Annotated in this window: 14 protein-coding genes; 8 read left to right on the top strand and 6 right to left on the bottom strand. The window is 70.4% G+C overall.

From position 1 onward, the window contains the following. Positions 1-7: 7 nt before the first annotated feature. The 4 genes from B118_RS0126645 to B118_RS0126660 are packed head-to-tail and all read left to right on the top strand — an operon-like array spanning position 8 to position 5,337. The gene (locus B118_RS0126645; RefSeq protein WP_028188541.1) at positions 8-1,018 is read left to right on the top strand and encodes a glycosyltransferase family 2 protein; all 1,011 of its coding nucleotides are present in this window, start codon (positions 8-10) and stop codon (positions 1,016-1,018) included. Continuing rightward, positions 1,015-2,037, top strand: coding sequence for a glycosyltransferase family A protein (locus tag B118_RS0126650; protein WP_028193759.1), 1,023 nt, complete (start codon positions 1,015-1,017; stop codon positions 2,035-2,037). The genes B118_RS0126645 and B118_RS0126650 overlap by 4 nt, the downstream gene beginning before the upstream one ends. Beyond that, positions 2,034-3,221 carry an endonuclease/exonuclease/phosphatase family protein gene (locus B118_RS0126655; RefSeq protein ID WP_028193760.1) on the top strand — a complete coding sequence of 396 codons (1,188 nt, stop codon included), beginning with the start codon at positions 2,034-2,036 and terminating at the stop codon, positions 3,219-3,221. Before B118_RS0126650 ends, B118_RS0126655 begins: the two co-directional genes overlap by 4 nt. A gap of 16 nt (positions 3,222-3,237) precedes the next feature. Beyond that, positions 3,238-5,337: a glycosyltransferase gene (locus B118_RS0126660; RefSeq protein ID WP_028193761.1), complete on the top strand. Its 2,100-nt coding sequence runs from the start codon at positions 3,238-3,240 to the stop codon at positions 5,335-5,337. Between the two features lie 237 nt (positions 5,338-5,574). Here the strand turns inward: B118_RS0126660 and B118_RS0126665 are convergent, their stop codons facing one another. Next, positions 5,575-7,473: an AfsR/SARP family transcriptional regulator gene (locus B118_RS0126665; protein WP_027647079.1), complete on the bottom strand. Its 1,899-nt coding sequence runs from the start codon at positions 7,471-7,473 to the stop codon at positions 5,575-5,577. A gap of 854 nt (positions 7,474-8,327) precedes the next feature. On the opposite strand from B118_RS0126665, the gene B118_RS0126670 reads away from it, so the two are divergent. Beyond that, positions 8,328-8,894, top strand: a complete 567-nt coding sequence (locus tag B118_RS0126670) for a hypothetical protein (protein WP_026185159.1) — start codon at positions 8,328-8,330, stop codon at positions 8,892-8,894. Positions 8,895-8,920: 26 nt separating this feature from the next. On the opposite strand, the gene B118_RS0126675 is transcribed toward B118_RS0126670, so the two are convergent. From B118_RS0126675 to B118_RS0126690, 3 genes are all read right to left on the bottom strand, one after another. Further along, positions 8,921-9,700 (bottom strand): endonuclease/exonuclease/phosphatase family protein, encoded by a 780-nt coding sequence (locus tag B118_RS0126675; protein WP_028193762.1) that lies wholly within the window; start codon positions 9,698-9,700, stop codon positions 8,921-8,923. Positions 9,701-9,863: 163 nt separating this feature from the next. Next, positions 9,864-10,367 carry a peptide deformylase gene (gene def, locus B118_RS0126685; RefSeq protein ID WP_018811069.1) on the bottom strand — a complete coding sequence of 168 codons (504 nt, stop codon included), beginning with the start codon at positions 10,365-10,367 and terminating at the stop codon, positions 9,864-9,866. A 97-nt stretch (positions 10,368-10,464) separates the two neighbouring features. Continuing rightward, on the bottom strand, positions 10,465-11,889 hold the full coding sequence (locus tag B118_RS0126690; protein WP_028188546.1) for a hypothetical protein: 1,425 nt from the start codon (positions 11,887-11,889) through the stop codon (positions 10,465-10,467). 260 nt (positions 11,890-12,149) lie between these two features. Between B118_RS0126690 and B118_RS0126695 the strand changes: the two genes are divergently transcribed. The 3 genes from B118_RS0126695 to B118_RS0126705 all read left to right on the top strand — a co-directional run bounded on the left by B118_RS0126695 (position 12,150) and on the right by B118_RS0126705 (position 13,663). Continuing rightward, on the top strand, positions 12,150-12,737 hold the full coding sequence (locus B118_RS0126695; protein WP_028193763.1) for a DinB family protein: 588 nt from the start codon (positions 12,150-12,152) through the stop codon (positions 12,735-12,737). 213 nt (positions 12,738-12,950) lie between these two features. Continuing rightward, complete coding sequence (locus B118_RS0126700) at positions 12,951-13,265, top strand: hypothetical protein (protein WP_018219663.1); 315 nt, start codon at positions 12,951-12,953, stop codon at positions 13,263-13,265. After that, positions 13,262-13,663, top strand: coding sequence for a hypothetical protein (locus B118_RS0126705; protein WP_018219662.1), 402 nt, complete (start codon positions 13,262-13,264; stop codon positions 13,661-13,663). Before B118_RS0126700 ends, B118_RS0126705 begins: the two co-directional genes overlap by 4 nt. 64 nt (positions 13,664-13,727) lie before the next feature. Here B118_RS0126705 and B118_RS0126710 read toward each other — a convergent pair whose 3' ends face one another. Both B118_RS0126710 and B118_RS29435 read right to left on the bottom strand, forming a co-directional pair. Beyond that, entirely contained in the window at positions 13,728-13,898 is a 171-nt protein-coding gene (locus tag B118_RS0126710; protein WP_238324176.1) for a hypothetical protein, read from the bottom strand. A gap of 232 nt (positions 13,899-14,130) precedes the next feature. Beyond that, positions 14,131-14,574: a hypothetical protein gene (locus B118_RS29435; RefSeq protein WP_018219660.1), complete on the bottom strand. Its 444-nt coding sequence runs from the start codon at positions 14,572-14,574 to the stop codon at positions 14,131-14,133. Between the last annotated feature and the right edge of the window lie 33 nt (positions 14,575-14,607).

Below are 14,607 nucleotides of genomic sequence, written 5' to 3' on the forward strand. Positions count from 1 at the left end.
CTGCCTCATGCCCGAACCCCTGGTCTCGGTCGTCGTACCGAACTACAACTACGCCCGCGCGATCGGGCTGTGCCTGGCCGCGCTACAGGCCCAGACCTATCCGAACCTGGAGATCATCGTTGTGGACGACTGCAGCACCGACGACTCGGTCGCCGTGGCCCGCTCGTACGGCGTGCGGGTCGTGCGCACACCGGTCAACGGCGGCCCGTCGGTGGCCCGCAACCTGGGCGCGTCACACGCCCGAGGGGAGATCCTCTTCTTCGTCGACTCCGATGTCGCGGCCAGACCCGATGCGGTGGCGAACGCGGTGGCGCTGCTGACCGAACGACCGCAGATCGGTGCGGTCTGCGGCAACTACGACCCGCAACCGTTGATCCGCGACAGTCTGCTGGAGGAGTACCGCTGCCTGCAGCAGTCCTACTGGCTGATCGCCGACGAGGGACGCATCTACACCCTGTACACCGCGCTGCTGGCCCTGCGCGCCGACGTGTTCGCCGAGATCGGGCCCTTCGACCCCCGGCTACGCGAGACCGAGAACGCCGACTACGGCCTGCGGCTGGCCCGCGCGTACGAGATCTGGCTGACGCCCACCGTCCGCGGCGTCCACGACCACGACCACGAACTGCGCGTCCTGGTCCGCAAGGTCTTCACCCGCACCATGCTGCACATCCCGATGTTCGCGCGGGCACCCCGCTTCCCCGGTGGGCTACGCAGCGGCCCGCGCGCCTGGAGCAGCGTGGCCGCCCCGGTCGTGCTCCTGACCGCGGTGGTGCCGGTGCTGCTCGGCGCGGTCTGGGCGGTGCTTCCCGCGGTCGGGTTCGCCGGCTACCTGCGCCTCGACTGGCCGATGTACCGGTTCGTCGCCGCCCGCCGCGGCCCGGTGTTCGTCGCCTACTTCGTCGCCATGCACTTCCTGCTCAACCTGGTGATCGCCGTCGCAGCCGCCGTCGGTGTGTTCGGCCTGCTGACCTCGAGGACGTTCCGGCGGCTGTACGACAAGCCCGCGGAGGCGCTGTGAACCCCACCCCGCTGGTCTCGGTCATCGTGCCGAGCTACAACTACGCCGCCTCGCTCGAGGTCTGCCTGCGCGCCGTGCTCGACCAGACGTACCCGGCCATCGAGGTGCTCGTCGTGGACGACCACAGCACCGACGACTCGGCCGGCGTGGCCCGTTCCCTCGGCGTACGCGTGATCGCACTGCCGGACAACGGTGGCTGCGGTCGGGCCCGCAACGTCGGGGTCGCCAACAGCGCCGGTGAGATCCTGTTCTTCGTTGACGCGGACGTGGCGATGGCCCCCGACGCGGTCGCCGAGGCCGTCGCCGTGCTCACCGCCGAGCCGCAGGTCGGCGCGGTGTGCGGGATCGAGGACCCGGAGCCGCTGCTGCACGACACGGCGATCGCGCGCTACCGGGGGTTGCAGTATCACCACTGGTCGGCCAGCGGGGAGGGGGAGGTCACCTTCCTCTTCCCGGCCATGTGCGCGATCCGACGGTCCGTCTACGACCAGGTCGGCCCCTTCAACCCGGCGCTGAAACAGACCGAGGAGGTGGACTACGGCTACCGGCTGTCCCGCCGGCACCGCCTGCTGCTCACCTCCCGGGTACGCGGCCGGCACGACCACGACCACGAGCTGCTGCCGCTGCTGCGCAAACTGTTCCACCGGGCCCGGCTGCGGATTCCGCTGTACGCCCGGGCCCGGCGGTTCGCCACCGGGTTCGAGACGGCCGCAAGGGCATGGGGGTCGCTGCTGGCGGCGGCCACCCTGCCCGCACTGCTGCTCGCCGCGCTGGCCGGGCCGGTGTGGCTGCTCGCCCCCGCCGCCCTGTTCGGCGCCTCAATCACCGTCGACCGTGCGATGTACGCGCTGGTGCTGCGGCGGCGGGGGGTACGTTTCCTGCTGTTCTTCGTGGCCGTGCACTTCATGGTCAACGTCACCATCACCACCGGAGTGGGCGTCGGGGTCCTGCAGTGGCTGACCTCCCGCCCGTTTCGCCGGTTGTACGACAGCACCTTCCCGGTCGAGGCTCCGGCGTGACGGCACCGCCCCACGCGGCCGCCGCGACGTTTCCCGCCGTGTCGGTCGCGGCGGACGCCGCGACGGTGGCCGACGATGAGCCGGTGCGGGTGGGGCAGGTCGGGCCGACGATCGCCGGTGGGCCCACCGATCGGTGGTGGCGGCGCTGGCCGCGCCGGGCCCTACTCGCGGCTGCGGCGCTGTGGCTGGGCTTCACCACCGCGCACCTGCTGCTCAGCGGCCGACTCTGGTGGTGGCGGTTGGCCGACCTGCTACCGCCGATCGCCTTCCTCGCGACCCCGGTGCTGCTCGCGGTGGTCGCGGCCGGGAGCCGGCGGGCCCGCCGACCGGTGACGTTGCTGTCGCTCGCGGCCCTGCTGCTCGGCGCCGGTCTGACCGGGGTGAACCTGCCGGGACCGCTGCGGCCGGCGCCGCCGGTGCCGGCGGACGCGCTGCGGGTGGTGTCCTGGAACACCGAGTACTGGCATTCGGCGGGCCGGACCACCGAGTTCTACGACCTGCTGCGCGCCCAACGCGCGGACGTGTACCTGTTGCAGGAGTACCTCGACGAGGTGGACGGGGAGGTGGTCCGCGCCGACGAACTCGACCAGGTTCGCCGGCAGCTGCCTGGCTACCACCTCGCGGTGGTGGGTGAACTGCTCACCCTCTCCCGGTACCCGATCGTGGCCGCCACGCCGCTGTCCGCCTCCGGCCTGCCGCCCGCGCCGACCGACTTCACCGACTTCTGGAACCACCAGGTGCTGCGCACCGACCTGCTGGTCGACGGTCGGGTGGTGTCCGCCTACAACGCGCACCTGCCGGTTCCGCTCTGGGCCGGCGGTCCGAGCCTGTTCAGCGGCGCCTTCCACGAGGCGATCCGCACCCAACACGAACGCCGGGTGCCACAGTTTCGGGCGTTGGCCGCCGACGTGGCGGACAACCCCCACCCGATCCTGGTCGCCGGAGACCTGAACACCTCACCGGCGATGGGCGACGCCCACCGGTTCCCCCCGCGGCTGCGCGACGCCGGCCACGCCAGCCGCTCCGCGTACCCCGTCTCCTGGTCAGCCGGAGGCCCGAGCCTGCTGCTGTGGCGGCTGGACTGGGCGCTGGTCTCCGACGACGTCGAGGTGCATCGCTACGAGTTCCGGGACCCCGCCGGTCACTCCGACCATCGGCTCCAGTTCCTGTCGATCTCGGTCTGAACCGGGGAGGAGTGCCATGACCTCGACGACCGGTGTGGCCCAGACGGTGGCGCTCGGAGCCGGCAGCATCCCCGGCGGGTCCGAGCCGCCCGCGCCGACGGTGTCGGTGATCGTGCCCAACTACAACAAGGCCGCCAGTCTCGCCGACTGCCTGCGGTCAATCCAGGAGCAGACCCGCCGGCCCGTCGAGATCATCGTGGTGGACGACGCGAGCACCGACCGGTCCCGGGAGATCGCGGCCGGATTCGGCTGCCAGCTGATCGCGCTGCCCACCAACCGGGGCGTCTCGGCCGCCCGCAACATCGGTGCCGCCGCGGCCAGCGGCGATGTGCTGTTCTTTCTCGACTCCGACATCGCCCTCGCGCCGGAGGCGATCGCCACCGCGGTGCGAACCCTGCGCGCGCATCCCGACTGTGCCGTCGTCCAGGGCATCTACGATGCCCAGCCGCTGCACGACGGCGGCCCGGTGGAGGTCTACAAGACCCTGTTCGAGCACTACTGGCGCCGACGGGGCGCCGGGGTGACCGATGCCACGCTGTTCGCGTTGACGGCCATTCCCCGACCGGTGTTCGAGGAGGTTGGCGGCTTCGATGAGACGCTGCGTGACGCCGAGGACATCGAGTTCGGCACCCGACTGCCGGCCCGCTACGAGATTCGGATGAGCGCGGACGTACTGGGCCGACACGACGACGTGGACCGGTTCTGGCCGTACCTGTCCGAGCACGTCAGCCGCGCCGTGGGCTACGGTCGGCTGCTCGCCAACATGCTGGCCGGGCACCGTCGTACGGCGACCGACACCACCGGCACCCGACCGGACGGGGGTCGGACCGGCAAGACGGTGGACAGGGCTGCCGTCGCCGCCATGCTCTGTTGCGCCGGGGTGCCGCTGACCCTGCCGCTCGCGGCGGTCGCCGTCCAACTGATCGTCGTCCCCCTGCTGCTGGCGGCCGGTTTCGCCGTGGTCGACCGAGGCCTGCTCGGCTTCGTCCGGCGCCGCCGGGGGCACCTGTTCCTGGCGTACTTCGTCGGTATGCACATGCTCATGCACGCCACCCAACTCGTCGGGATGGCCGCCGGCGCTGCTGTCGCCACCGTGGACCTCCGCCGCCGCCGACGCGGTGGCATGGCAGGCCGGCGGCGGCTACTGCACCGGGCCGTCACCGTGCTGTTCGTGGCACTGTTGGCCGTTGGTCTGGTCACCGTGCTGCGCGGGCAGGACTGGCGCCCCGTCCGGGAACTGGCGGCGAGCCTGGACCTGAGCACCGTCTATCTCGCGCTCGGCGCGGCCTTCACCATCAACTGCGTCGGTCTGGTGTTCGGGGTGCTCTCCTGGCGGGCGCTCTTTGCTGACCTCGGGGCCCGAGTGGACCCGTGGACCGCCTCCCGGATCTTCTTCGTCGGGTTCCTGGTGAAGTTCGTACCCGGCCGGTTCGTCGCCCTGCCGGTACTCCTTCGCCTGGGCAAGGCCGTCGACGTGGGGCCGGTCCGGCTCGCCTCGGTGTTCATGGTGAGCTGGGGCATCGTGGCGTTGACCGGGGTGACCGTCGGACTCGGCGCCGGGCCGGCGGTCGCCGGCACGCAGACGTGGTGGCTGCTCGGGCTGGCGGCGTTGCCGGTGCTCGCGCTGTTGATCCGGCCGGACCTGCTCAACCTGGGCATCCGTACCGCCGCGCGGGTGCTCCGCCGGCCCGCCCCGACGTTCGCCGCGTCCCGGTCGGGACTGCGGCGGGCCATCGTCACCCAGTCCCTGTCCTGGATCATCTCCGGACACCACCTCTGGCTGCTCGCCGTGGTCGCGGGTGCGCCACCAGGGCGCGCCTACCTGCTCTGCGTGGCCGGGTTCGCCCTGGCCACCGTGGCCGGGCTGGTGGTGCTGGTGGCCCCGGACGGGATCGGGGTCCGGGAGGGGGTGCTCGCCCTGGCGCTGGCGACCGTCCTGCCACTGCCCCTGGCCGGCACGGTGGTGTTGGCCAGCCGAATCGTCTCGATGCTCAGCGATGTCGTCGTCGGAGCAGGTGGGCTGCTGCTCGCCGAATACCTACACCGACGTCGACGCCGAGCACCGCCGGCGACACCGGCCGTGGGGAGAGCCGAGGGCCGGACTGGTGCCCGCTGACCTGGTTGCGGCGCGTGCCGTCATACCTCGCGCTCGGCAGTACCGCTGCGGTGGTCGGCGCGGTCACCGGCGCGGTCACCGGTGCGGTTGGGCTGTCGGTGATGTCCGCTCCGAGAATCGGGTGCCGTCCGGCGGGCGGGGATGTGCTGCTCGGATTGCCCGGCATGCCCAGTGGCTGGACACCGGTGTGGTGGCGCTGCTCGCCTTGTGGCTGTGGCGAACCGGCTGGGCCGGCGGTCAGCCGGGCAGACCGACCGTGGCCGGCTGCTCGGTGTACGGATGCTCGGTCTCCACCAGGTGGACGGCGTACGCCCGCAGTAGCGCATGCATACCGTAGCGGCAACCCGGGCCGCGCTGGATGAGGTGGGCGCGGGCCAGCAGGTCCAGCAGCCGCCACGCCTCCGCGACGGTGGTGCCGAGGATTCCGGCCGCGGCCTGCGGCTCCACCTCCGGGTCGCAGTGGCGGCCGAGCAGCCGGAACGCGCGGGCGGCATCTGCCGGCAGCCGCCGGTAGGACCAGGAGAGCACCGCACGTACGCCGGTGCGCCGGTCGCCACCGGCGTCGAGCAGGTCCAGTCGATGGCGTTGGTCAGCCAGTTCCTGGACCAGGTGGGCCAGCGGTGTGCCCGGCCGGCTGTCGGTCACCTCGGCCGCCAGTCGCAGCGCCAACGGTAGCCGGGCGCACTGCGTGGCCAGCGCCGCCGTCGCGCCCGGCTCAGTGGTGAGCCGTGGGTCGGTCAACCGACGGATCAGTACCACGGCGTCGTCCTGGGGCAGCAGGTCCAACTCGATGCGCCGGGCACCATGCCGCGCCACCAGGGCGGCGAGTGAGTCTCGGCTGGTCACCACGACGAAGCAGGACGGCGAGCCCGGTAGCAGCGGACGGATCTGCTCGGCGGAGACGGCGTTGTCGAGCAGCACGAGCATCTGTCGGCCATCCATGCGGCTGCGGTACGCCGCGGCCCGCTCCTCCGTGCTCGGTGGAAGGTCGGTACCGGTGACACCGAGCCCGCGTAGGAACCCGGCGAGGGCCTGCCGAGCCGCCACCGGCGGATCCGCGTCGTGCCCCCGCAGATCCACATGGAGCTGGCCGTCGGGGAACCAGCCGCGTACCCGGTGGGCCCAGCGTACGGCCAGGGCGGTCTTGCCCACCCCGGCCGTACCGGACACGGCGACGAGGGCGGTTGGAGCCGCACCGGCGGAGGTCGGCCCCGGCCGTGCGGGCCGTTCGGCGAGGAGCCGGTCCAGGTGGTGTAGTTCGGCGCCGCGCCCGGTGAAGTCGGGAATGTCGGCGGGTAACTGGGCTGGCACCACGAAGACCTCACCGGTGGCTGCGGTGCGTGTTGCCGGGACGGTTCCCGGCTCGGCTGGTGTCGCCGGCGGCGCCTCGTCGTGCAGCAGCGCGGTGTGCGCGGTGGCCAGTTGCGGTCCTGGCCCCACCCCGAGTTCTTCGGTCAACAACCGCCGCACCTGGTGATACCGGCTGAAGGCGCGGGAACGGCGTCCAGCGGCGTGGTAGGCACGGATCAGGCGGGCCTGGGCCGACTCGTCCAGTGGCTGGGCCGCGGCGGCCTCCTCCAACACGGGCAGTGCCTCCTCCGCCCGGCCCGCGGCGATCATCATGTCGCCGTAGCGGTCGAGCGCGGCCTGCCGCTCGGCGGCCAGGGCGACCACCTTGGGATGGGCGGTCAGCGTGGGGATGTCGGCCAGCGGCGAACCGTTCCACAGCGCGAGCGATTGCCCGAGCAGGTCGGCCGCGCCGTTGATCTCGCCCCGGTGGGCGAGGCCGGTCGCCGCGGTGACCTGGTGTCGAAACCGCACCGCGTCGACCGCGCTGGCTGGCACGTGTAGGGCATAGCCGTCACCGACCTGGCGCAGGATCTGGCTCGGTGCCCGTCGTCGCCGGTCCGGCTCGAGGATAGAGCGCAGGTGTTTGACGTGTGTCTGGATCACATTTCGGGCGGTGGGCGGCGGTAGTCGGTCGGGCCACACCGCCGCCATGATCTGGGCGTGTGACAACGGCTGTCCGCAGACGATCGTCAGCAGTCCCAACATGGCTCGTTGGGCTGCGGGGCCGAGATTCAGGGGTTCGTGGTCGCGCCAGGCAGAAACCGGGCCGAGGATCTGAATTCGCACAGTCGCCACCGTCTCCAGTTGTGCCGACGTCGCCGCCCGCAACGGTTAACTGTATTTAGCGTTCGCCTACTTCAAGCTAATCAATGCTGGCGGACACTGCAACGGGCGGGAACGTTGCACCAGTAAATGGCATGGCATCCATTGGTACATCTTTTTTGCAGCCCTTCCGGGCGACTAGTGACGTTTTTCCGATACGACCCATGGGCGCGCTAGCCCCGATCTGCCGTACCACTTAACCTCGACGAAACATTGGATCGAAAAGGTACGTCCATCGCTCAACGAATAGGAAAACGGCCCCTTACTGTCCGGGTGAAGACTTTCCCCGCCTCGGATGGGAGCGCTACACCTCGAACCACGTCGACCTACGAGCCGCGAGGAAACGACGGCCAGTTCGGCGGGATGAGTGAGCCCAATCGGCCGACAAAGGACGTCGAATGGTTGACCCACCCGACCTCACCTGGCGTTCGTCCCCGTCGATTCGGGGACCCGGACCCATCGATCGCCATAGAGGCATCGAGTCAGTTTGGCGATCGGATTGCCGGTCACCGGCGCCTCACGCCGAAATTCGCACGGCGAATTCGGCCCCTCGGATGCGAGCTGGATCGACGGAGCCGGAAGCCGCTCGGAACATGATGGTCGGTGGGAAACGGCCCAGCGGTCCACGCCCACAGCCATCAGGGTCGCGGGCCACGGATCGCGTTCCCGCACCGTTATCGGGGCGCGGGCGCCGCTGCGAAACCTCGATCAATCGACAGTGCCGGGCCTGTGCGGGTCGGGGGCACGCTCGACAGGTGTCTAGGTGTTCACTAAGGTGAACGAACCTGCACCGGTTGGAGTGAAGGATGGAGATACCCATGACAGCTCCCATGCCCCTGCCACGCCGCGCCACCTCGCGGCTCAACGACCTGCTCATCGCCCCCGGCGCCACCCGAATGGAGCGGTGGCTCAGCTACCTCACCGCGGTCGTCGGTGCCGGCGTCGCCGCAGCCATCGGCGTCGCAGCGGGCTACCCGTCCCCGGTCGTGGTGGTACTGGCAGTCCTCGGTTTCGACATCTTCGGCGGGGCCGTGGTCAACGCGACCGCGTCGGTGTCGCGTCGGTTCCACACGGGCGTGACCGCCGCCCGCCGGCAGGTGTTCTTCGTGGCGGCCCACGTCCACCTGCCGGTCCTGGCACTGATCCTGCCCGCGTACCCGTGGTCGACCGCGATCACGCTCTACGCCGGCACCCTCGCCGCCGCCGTGTTGGTCGCCACCGCCGCTCCGATGTCCAAACGTCCGTTGGCGTTCGCCGCCGCGTCCGGGCTACTGGTCGCGGCGGTCACGCTCCTGCCCGCCCCACCAGCACTCGCCTGGCTGGCGCCGCTGCTGATCCTCAAACTCCTCCTCGGGCACCTGCTGCCCGGCCCGCGGGCGACGTGAGCCCGACACCACGCCAGCGCCGCCGGTCAGCCGAGGTCAACCACGAGGGGCCGGTGGTCGGAGATCACCGACAGTGGGGTTCGCACGGCCGTCACCGGTGGGAGCCGATGGCGGTCCTGCGGGTCGGCCAGGACGTGGTCGAGTTGGATGCGGGGCCGTCCAGCCGGAAACGTGGGTCGGCGGCCGAGGGGACGCCACCCAGTCAGGAGTCGCGCCGCCCCGGCGGGCAGGTTGAGGTCGCCGAGCAGGATCCGTGGTGCGGGCAGGGCCCGCAGCGCGCGGACGGTCTGGCGTAGCTGGCGGGCGTTCCAACCGGGGACGAACGACAGGTGGGTGGTGGCCACCGTCAAAGGACCGCGCGGGGTGCGCAAGACCGCCGCGAGCACGACGCGAGGTTCGTCCCGGAGCAGCACGAGGCCACCACGGGCTCCGGGTACGTAGCTCGGTGCACGGACCGGGGCCGGCTTCAGCCGGATGACCCGCCAGGAGATAACCGGATGGCGGCTGACCAGGCCGATGCCGAAACGGGGTTCGTCCTGGCCGTCGTCGTCGTGGGTCAGCGGGCGGACCGCTCCGCCGGGTTCCCCGACGACGGCGGCGGCGAAGCGGTGTTCGCCGGCGGCAAGGGCGTCGGCGGCGAGAGCGGTCTGGTCCAGGTAGCCGCTGCGGCCCTGACCCAGGTCGACCTCTTGGAGGGCGAGAACATCGGCAGCAAGAGCAGCGACGGCAGCCGTAAGCCGGGGCGGCTCGACCAGCCCGTCGGTGAGCGACCGCCCGTGCAGCAGGTTGAAGGTGGCCAGGCGCACCGATTCAGCCTAGAGCCGTGGCATGGTGGGCCGGTGGTGAAAGTGTTCGTCTGCTCAGTGCTGGTGTTCGTGGCGGTCGGGTCACTCGGCCTGTGGCTGCGGCAGCGGCGGGGACGATAAGGTGAGCGCGGCCAACCGGTACCCGCCTCGGTGGGGGCGGCGGTCACCGACCACGCGGCGCGTAGCGGCCGGCGCGGATCTCCCGCAGGGCGCGCCGGCGGGTCTCCCCGCGCAGCGTGTCCACGTAGAGTCGACCGGCGAGGTGGTCGGTCTCGTGTTGCAGAGCGCGGGCGAGGAAGCCGGTGCCGGTGATGGTCAACGGTTTCCCGTACTGGTCCACACCGTGTGCGGTGGCGCGCATGGCGCGCGGGGTCGGGAAGTACAGGCCAGGAATCGACAGGCAGCCCTCATCGTCGTCCTGGCGATCCTCGCCAAGTTCCAGCGTGGGGTTGATCAGGTGGCCGCGGTGGCCGTCGGCGTCGTAGACGAACACCTGGGCGGAGACGCCGATCTGCGGGGCGGCCACCCCGGCGCGGCCAGGAGCACCGAGCAGCGTGTCCATCAGGTCGGCGACCAGCGCGCGCAACTCGGCGTCGAAGCTGGTGACCGGTGCGGCGGGAGTGCGAAGCACCGGGTCGCCGATGATCCGGATCGGGCGCATCGTCATGGCCCAGAGACTATCGCCCGGCGGGACGGCGGGCCGGTGCCGGCCCGGGCAGCGAGATGCCCCGGCGATGACCGCCGGGGCATCTCGAGCAGGTCGGTCAGCCGAAGCAGGTGGGTACGGGGTTGGGGCTGCCGGTGCAGTTGGTGGGTCGGTTGTTGATGATGATGACCTTGCCGAAGACGTTGATCACGCCGTTGTTGTAGACGCCGCCGGGTTCGTTCTGGGCGAGGTTGTCGGTGACGCGGACGTCGGTGAGGGTGAGGACGGTGGTCGGGTCGGACGGGTCGAAGAAGATCCCGCCGGCGACCTCCCCGGCCTGGTTGCCGGAGACGGTGGTACGGCGCAGGGCCACCACGGCATCGCCGACGATGGCGATGCCGCCGCCGTCGCCGGTGGTGGCGGTGTTGTAAACGATCTTGCTGTCCTCAATGGTGGCGCCGATGTCCTCAACGAGGTAGAGCCCTCCGCCGGAGGTGGCGGTGTTCTCGGCGACCTTGACGTGCTGGAGCAGGAGGGCTTCGTTGCCGTTGTCGTAGATGCCGCCGCCGAGGCCGCTGGCGGTGTTGCGGACGATGGTGCTGTGGACGATCTCGGAGAGGTTGCCGTCGTTGTCCACACCCCCACCGTCGGTGGCGGTGTTGTCGCTGATCAGCGTGTGGCTGATGGTGGCGGAGCCCTCGTCGTTGGAGAACCCGCCGCCGGTGGTGCCGGAGGTGTTGTGGGTCAGCTTCGACTTGCTGATCGTAAAGGTGCCGTTGTCGCTGGAGACACCGCCGCCCTCATCGGTGGCGGTGTTGCGGGTGATGGTGCTCTTGGTGATCGTGACCTTGCTCCGGTCACCGGAGATGCCGCCGCCGTCGCCGTTGTTGCCGAGGGTCATGTTGTCCCGGACGGTCACGCGTTCGAGGGTCAGGCGGGTGCCTTCGCCGGCGAAGATGCCGCCGCCGTCGTCGTTGCCGCCCTCGAGTCGTCCGCCGGCGACGGTGAGGTCTTTGAGGGTGAGGTCGCCGCCGGTGACGACTTCGAAGATGCGGAAGTTGTCGGCGGCGGCGGCCCGGATGATGGTGGCGCCCTGGCCGTGGATCGTGATGGGCTGGAAGACCTGGGGTAGTCCGTTGTCGTCCTGGTTGACGGTGAGGGTGTAGGTGCACTTCTCGGCCAGGCGTAGCGTGCCGCCGCCGGCCTGGTTCGCCGCGGTGATCGCGGCGATCAGCGCGTTGGGGTCGCAGGGCACCGGGGTGCCCTTGCCCTTCCCGTCACCATGGCCCTCACCCTTCCAGCCCGAGTGGCCGGCCTTCCCCCAGTCACCACCCCACTCACCGTCAACCTTCGACCATTCCCGGTGTGGTTGGCCGTCAGTGACGGCGCGGTCGGGCGAGGGCTGGTACGCGGTGGCCGGCCCGGCGCCGGCCAGGCCAGCGACTCCGGTGAGGGCCACGGCGCTGACCGCCGCGACGGTCCGGGGGGCGCGGTGCCGGCCGCGCTCCCCGGACGGGCGGGGGAGTCTCCTGCTCTGCAACATCGTTCATCGCTTTCTGTGCGGTCGGTCCGGTGCGGTGGCAGCAAGCTGACGCCACAGCAGGAGTCAAGTACACAAAAGTCCTCCGATCGGCCAGTAGCCCCAAAAGCGAACCTAAAGCATGAAACCGGCACATATTGGCTGATTCTGGTCGCTCGTTGGCTGATGTCCGTCGGGCGATCTCGCTACCGCCGGCGCAGGGCCTCGGTGTAGGCCGGCTGCGGTGCCGCTGCTCTTGCTGCCGCATGACAGGCTCGTGCACCATGATCGATGATTCGGTGAAGGACTGCCTTCATGGCCAGCTCAAGCGGACCCGCGCGGCCCTGGTGTGGAAGCTCGAAGGCCTGTCCGAGTACGACATCCGGCGTCCCTTGACAGCGACCGGGACCAACCTTCTTGGTTTGGTCAAGCACTTGGCGACCTGCGAGGCCTGGTACTTCGGTGAGGTCTTTGGCCGTCCGTTTCCGGAGCCGTTGCCGCACTGGCGCGATGCCGACGGCAGCGACCTGTGGGTTGCCCAGGACGAGACCCGAGAGCAGGTCATCGGTTTCTACCAGCGCGCCTGGGAGCATGCGGAGGCCACGATCACGGAGCTACCCATCGACGCTGCCGGCTACGTGCCGTGGTGGCCGCGCCCCGAGGTGAAGCTGCTCAACGTCGTGGTCCATGTCCTCATGGACACCGCCCGGCACGCCGGGCACGCCGACATCCTGCGCGAACAGCTCGACGGCCGGACCGGGCTCAGAGCCGAACACGAGGAGCAGATCGACACGGGAGCCCGTGAGACCTACCGCGCGAAGATCGAGCGAGCTGCCCGGACAGCGGCCGGCGGCACGGTTCAGTTGGGCTGACCTGTTGCCCACCACCAGGACGGAGGTCACGGATCGCGGGTGCCTGTATCCGCAGCCGCCCGATCAGCGGACGTCGCGACGCCGGACGTCGGCGTAGGGGTCTGCTGCACCGATGGGTGACAGTTCCAGTTACGCGGCCTGCCTGGCCGGTCGGGTCGTGACCCGTTGGGGCGCTTGCCGGCATCGCGGGTGCTACCGAAGTAAGGTTTCGGTATGACTGAGTTCCGCAAGCTGTCGATCAGCGTGCCTCCGGATGTGGCCGAGACCCTGGAGAGCCAGGGCAAGGGGAAGGCGAGCGCCTATGTGACCGGGGCAGTGCGTGCGCAGCGGGCGTGGGAGCAGTTCCGTGACGAGCAGGCTCGTCGGGGCATCGCCATCACGGAGGAGGGGGTGGCTGCCGCTCGTGCGCGCCGGTACACGGTGCAGGCCGAGTGGACGCCCGAGCGGTACGCCGCGCTACAGCAGCAGGTGCGTGAGCACATGGAGCGCGGGTTGTTCGACGGCGACCAGCAGGCGCCGGCCGCGTGAGCGCCGAGGACCAGGAGGCTCCGATCACCCTGGTGTTGGACCGGTCGGCGGTGCTGGCGTACGTGGCCGGGTCGATCCACGCTGTCGAGCCGGTAGCGGAGGTGGTCACCGACCGGCAGCGGGTAGGCATCACCAGTGTCACCGTCGCCGAGGCCCTGGCGCTGCTGGCCGATCCGAAAGGCCGGGAGGACCTGCACGCGCTGCTGGTTATGGATGTCTGCGTGGTGCTGCCGACCTGGGGTGAGGACTGGCTGGAGCTGGCCTACTGGCGCCAGGTCACCAGCCGCGCCGACCTGGCCACGACGGTACGGGCAGCGCTGGAACATCGGGCGTCGATCCTGACTGGCGAGGGTCACCGCTACGGCGATGGCCTACCCGTGATCCACATGCCTGAATAGGCCCTGCGGATGAGCAGGGATTGGCGGGCCGCGCGGGAGCTGTGAGAGGCGTGGATACAGCGCATCACCCATCCTGCCGCGTGAGGGCAGCGTTGATCAGTTGGATGGGTCGGGGCTGGGTGCGCTGGCAGGTGCGGCGGGTGATGGGGTCGGTGGCGGCTTCGCCGGCGCGGATGGTGTCGCCGCTGCCGCTGGTGCGGACGGGGGCGAGTTGGGCGGGGCGGCTGGTGGTCATGGTGGTCTCCTTCTGCGCGTCCACCGGTGACCTTGCGGCGCGGGGTGGGGCGGCGCGGCCGATTGGCGTGGTGGCGGCCCGTCCGCACCAGCGACGTCCGTACCTACACTGATCCGACCCGGACGAACAGCACCGAAGCGCACCCGTCCCCAGGCGGGGCGGGTGCGCTTCGGTGCTGTGGACTCACCTCGGTGCGCGAGGAAGATCCGGCGTCACACCGGGGCCGAAAGTGCTACTGACCGTGAAGTTTGTCGATGACTGCGACCTGCTCCGCGCCGCTGGCGCAGGTCTCGGGGATGGTGGGCATGTCGTCACCGAGCGGTGGGGTGGCGTAGCCGCCAGATGCAGTGAAAGTGGAGCCGACCTGGACGGTGCCCGCGCCGGGTACCTCGACCCCGGTGGTGCCGCCGCCGGTCTTCAGGTCGCTTCCGGCCGGCCACACGACGACCAGTCTCCGATTCTCCGCGGTCTGCACGGCCAGGCACTGGCCCTTGCCCACCACAAGTTCACCGACGATCTCGGCGTCTCGGCCTCCATCAGCCTCCGGTGCCACGAACGTGATGACCCCGTTCGCTTCCACGGTCCGCCCTGGGCTGTCCTCCCCACAGCCGGACAGGAAGGCCATCGGCAGGACGAGCGCGTAGGCGGAGACTCGGGAACGGAGATAGCTCGGCATGTGCGTCCCTCCTGGTCCGTGAGTGTTTGATGC

Origin of the sequence: Salinispora pacifica CNR114 (genome assembly GCF_000514775.1) — a bacterium.
GTDB classification, from domain to species: domain Bacteria; phylum Actinomycetota; class Actinomycetes; order Mycobacteriales; family Micromonosporaceae; genus Micromonospora; species Micromonospora pacifica.

Bases quoted from the DNA above. Each gene is read 5' to 3' on its own strand.
- B118_RS0126695 (WP_028193763.1), top strand. From the start codon at position 12,150: ATGATCGATGATTCGGTGAAGGACTGCCTTCATGGCCAGCTCAAGCGG.
- def (WP_018811069.1), bottom strand. From the start codon at position 10,367: ATGACGATGCGCCCGATCCGGATCATCGGCGACCCGGTGCTTCGCACT.
- B118_RS0126645 (WP_028188541.1), top strand. From the start codon at position 8: ATGCCCGAACCCCTGGTCTCGGTCGTCGTACCGAACTACAACTACGCC.
- B118_RS0126670 (WP_026185159.1), top strand. From the start codon at position 8,328: ATGACAGCTCCCATGCCCCTGCCACGCCGCGCCACCTCGCGGCTCAAC.
- B118_RS0126700 (WP_018219663.1), top strand. From the start codon at position 12,951: ATGACTGAGTTCCGCAAGCTGTCGATCAGCGTGCCTCCGGATGTGGCC.
- B118_RS29435 (WP_018219660.1), bottom strand. From the start codon at position 14,574: ATGCCGAGCTATCTCCGTTCCCGAGTCTCCGCCTACGCGCTCGTCCTG.
- B118_RS0126660 (WP_028193761.1), top strand. From the start codon at position 3,238: ATGACCTCGACGACCGGTGTGGCCCAGACGGTGGCGCTCGGAGCCGGC.
- B118_RS0126710 (WP_238324176.1), bottom strand. From the start codon at position 13,898: ATGACCACCAGCCGCCCCGCCCAACTCGCCCCCGTCCGCACCAGCGGC.
- B118_RS0126690 (WP_028188546.1), bottom strand. From the start codon at position 11,889: ATGTTGCAGAGCAGGAGACTCCCCCGCCCGTCCGGGGAGCGCGGCCGG.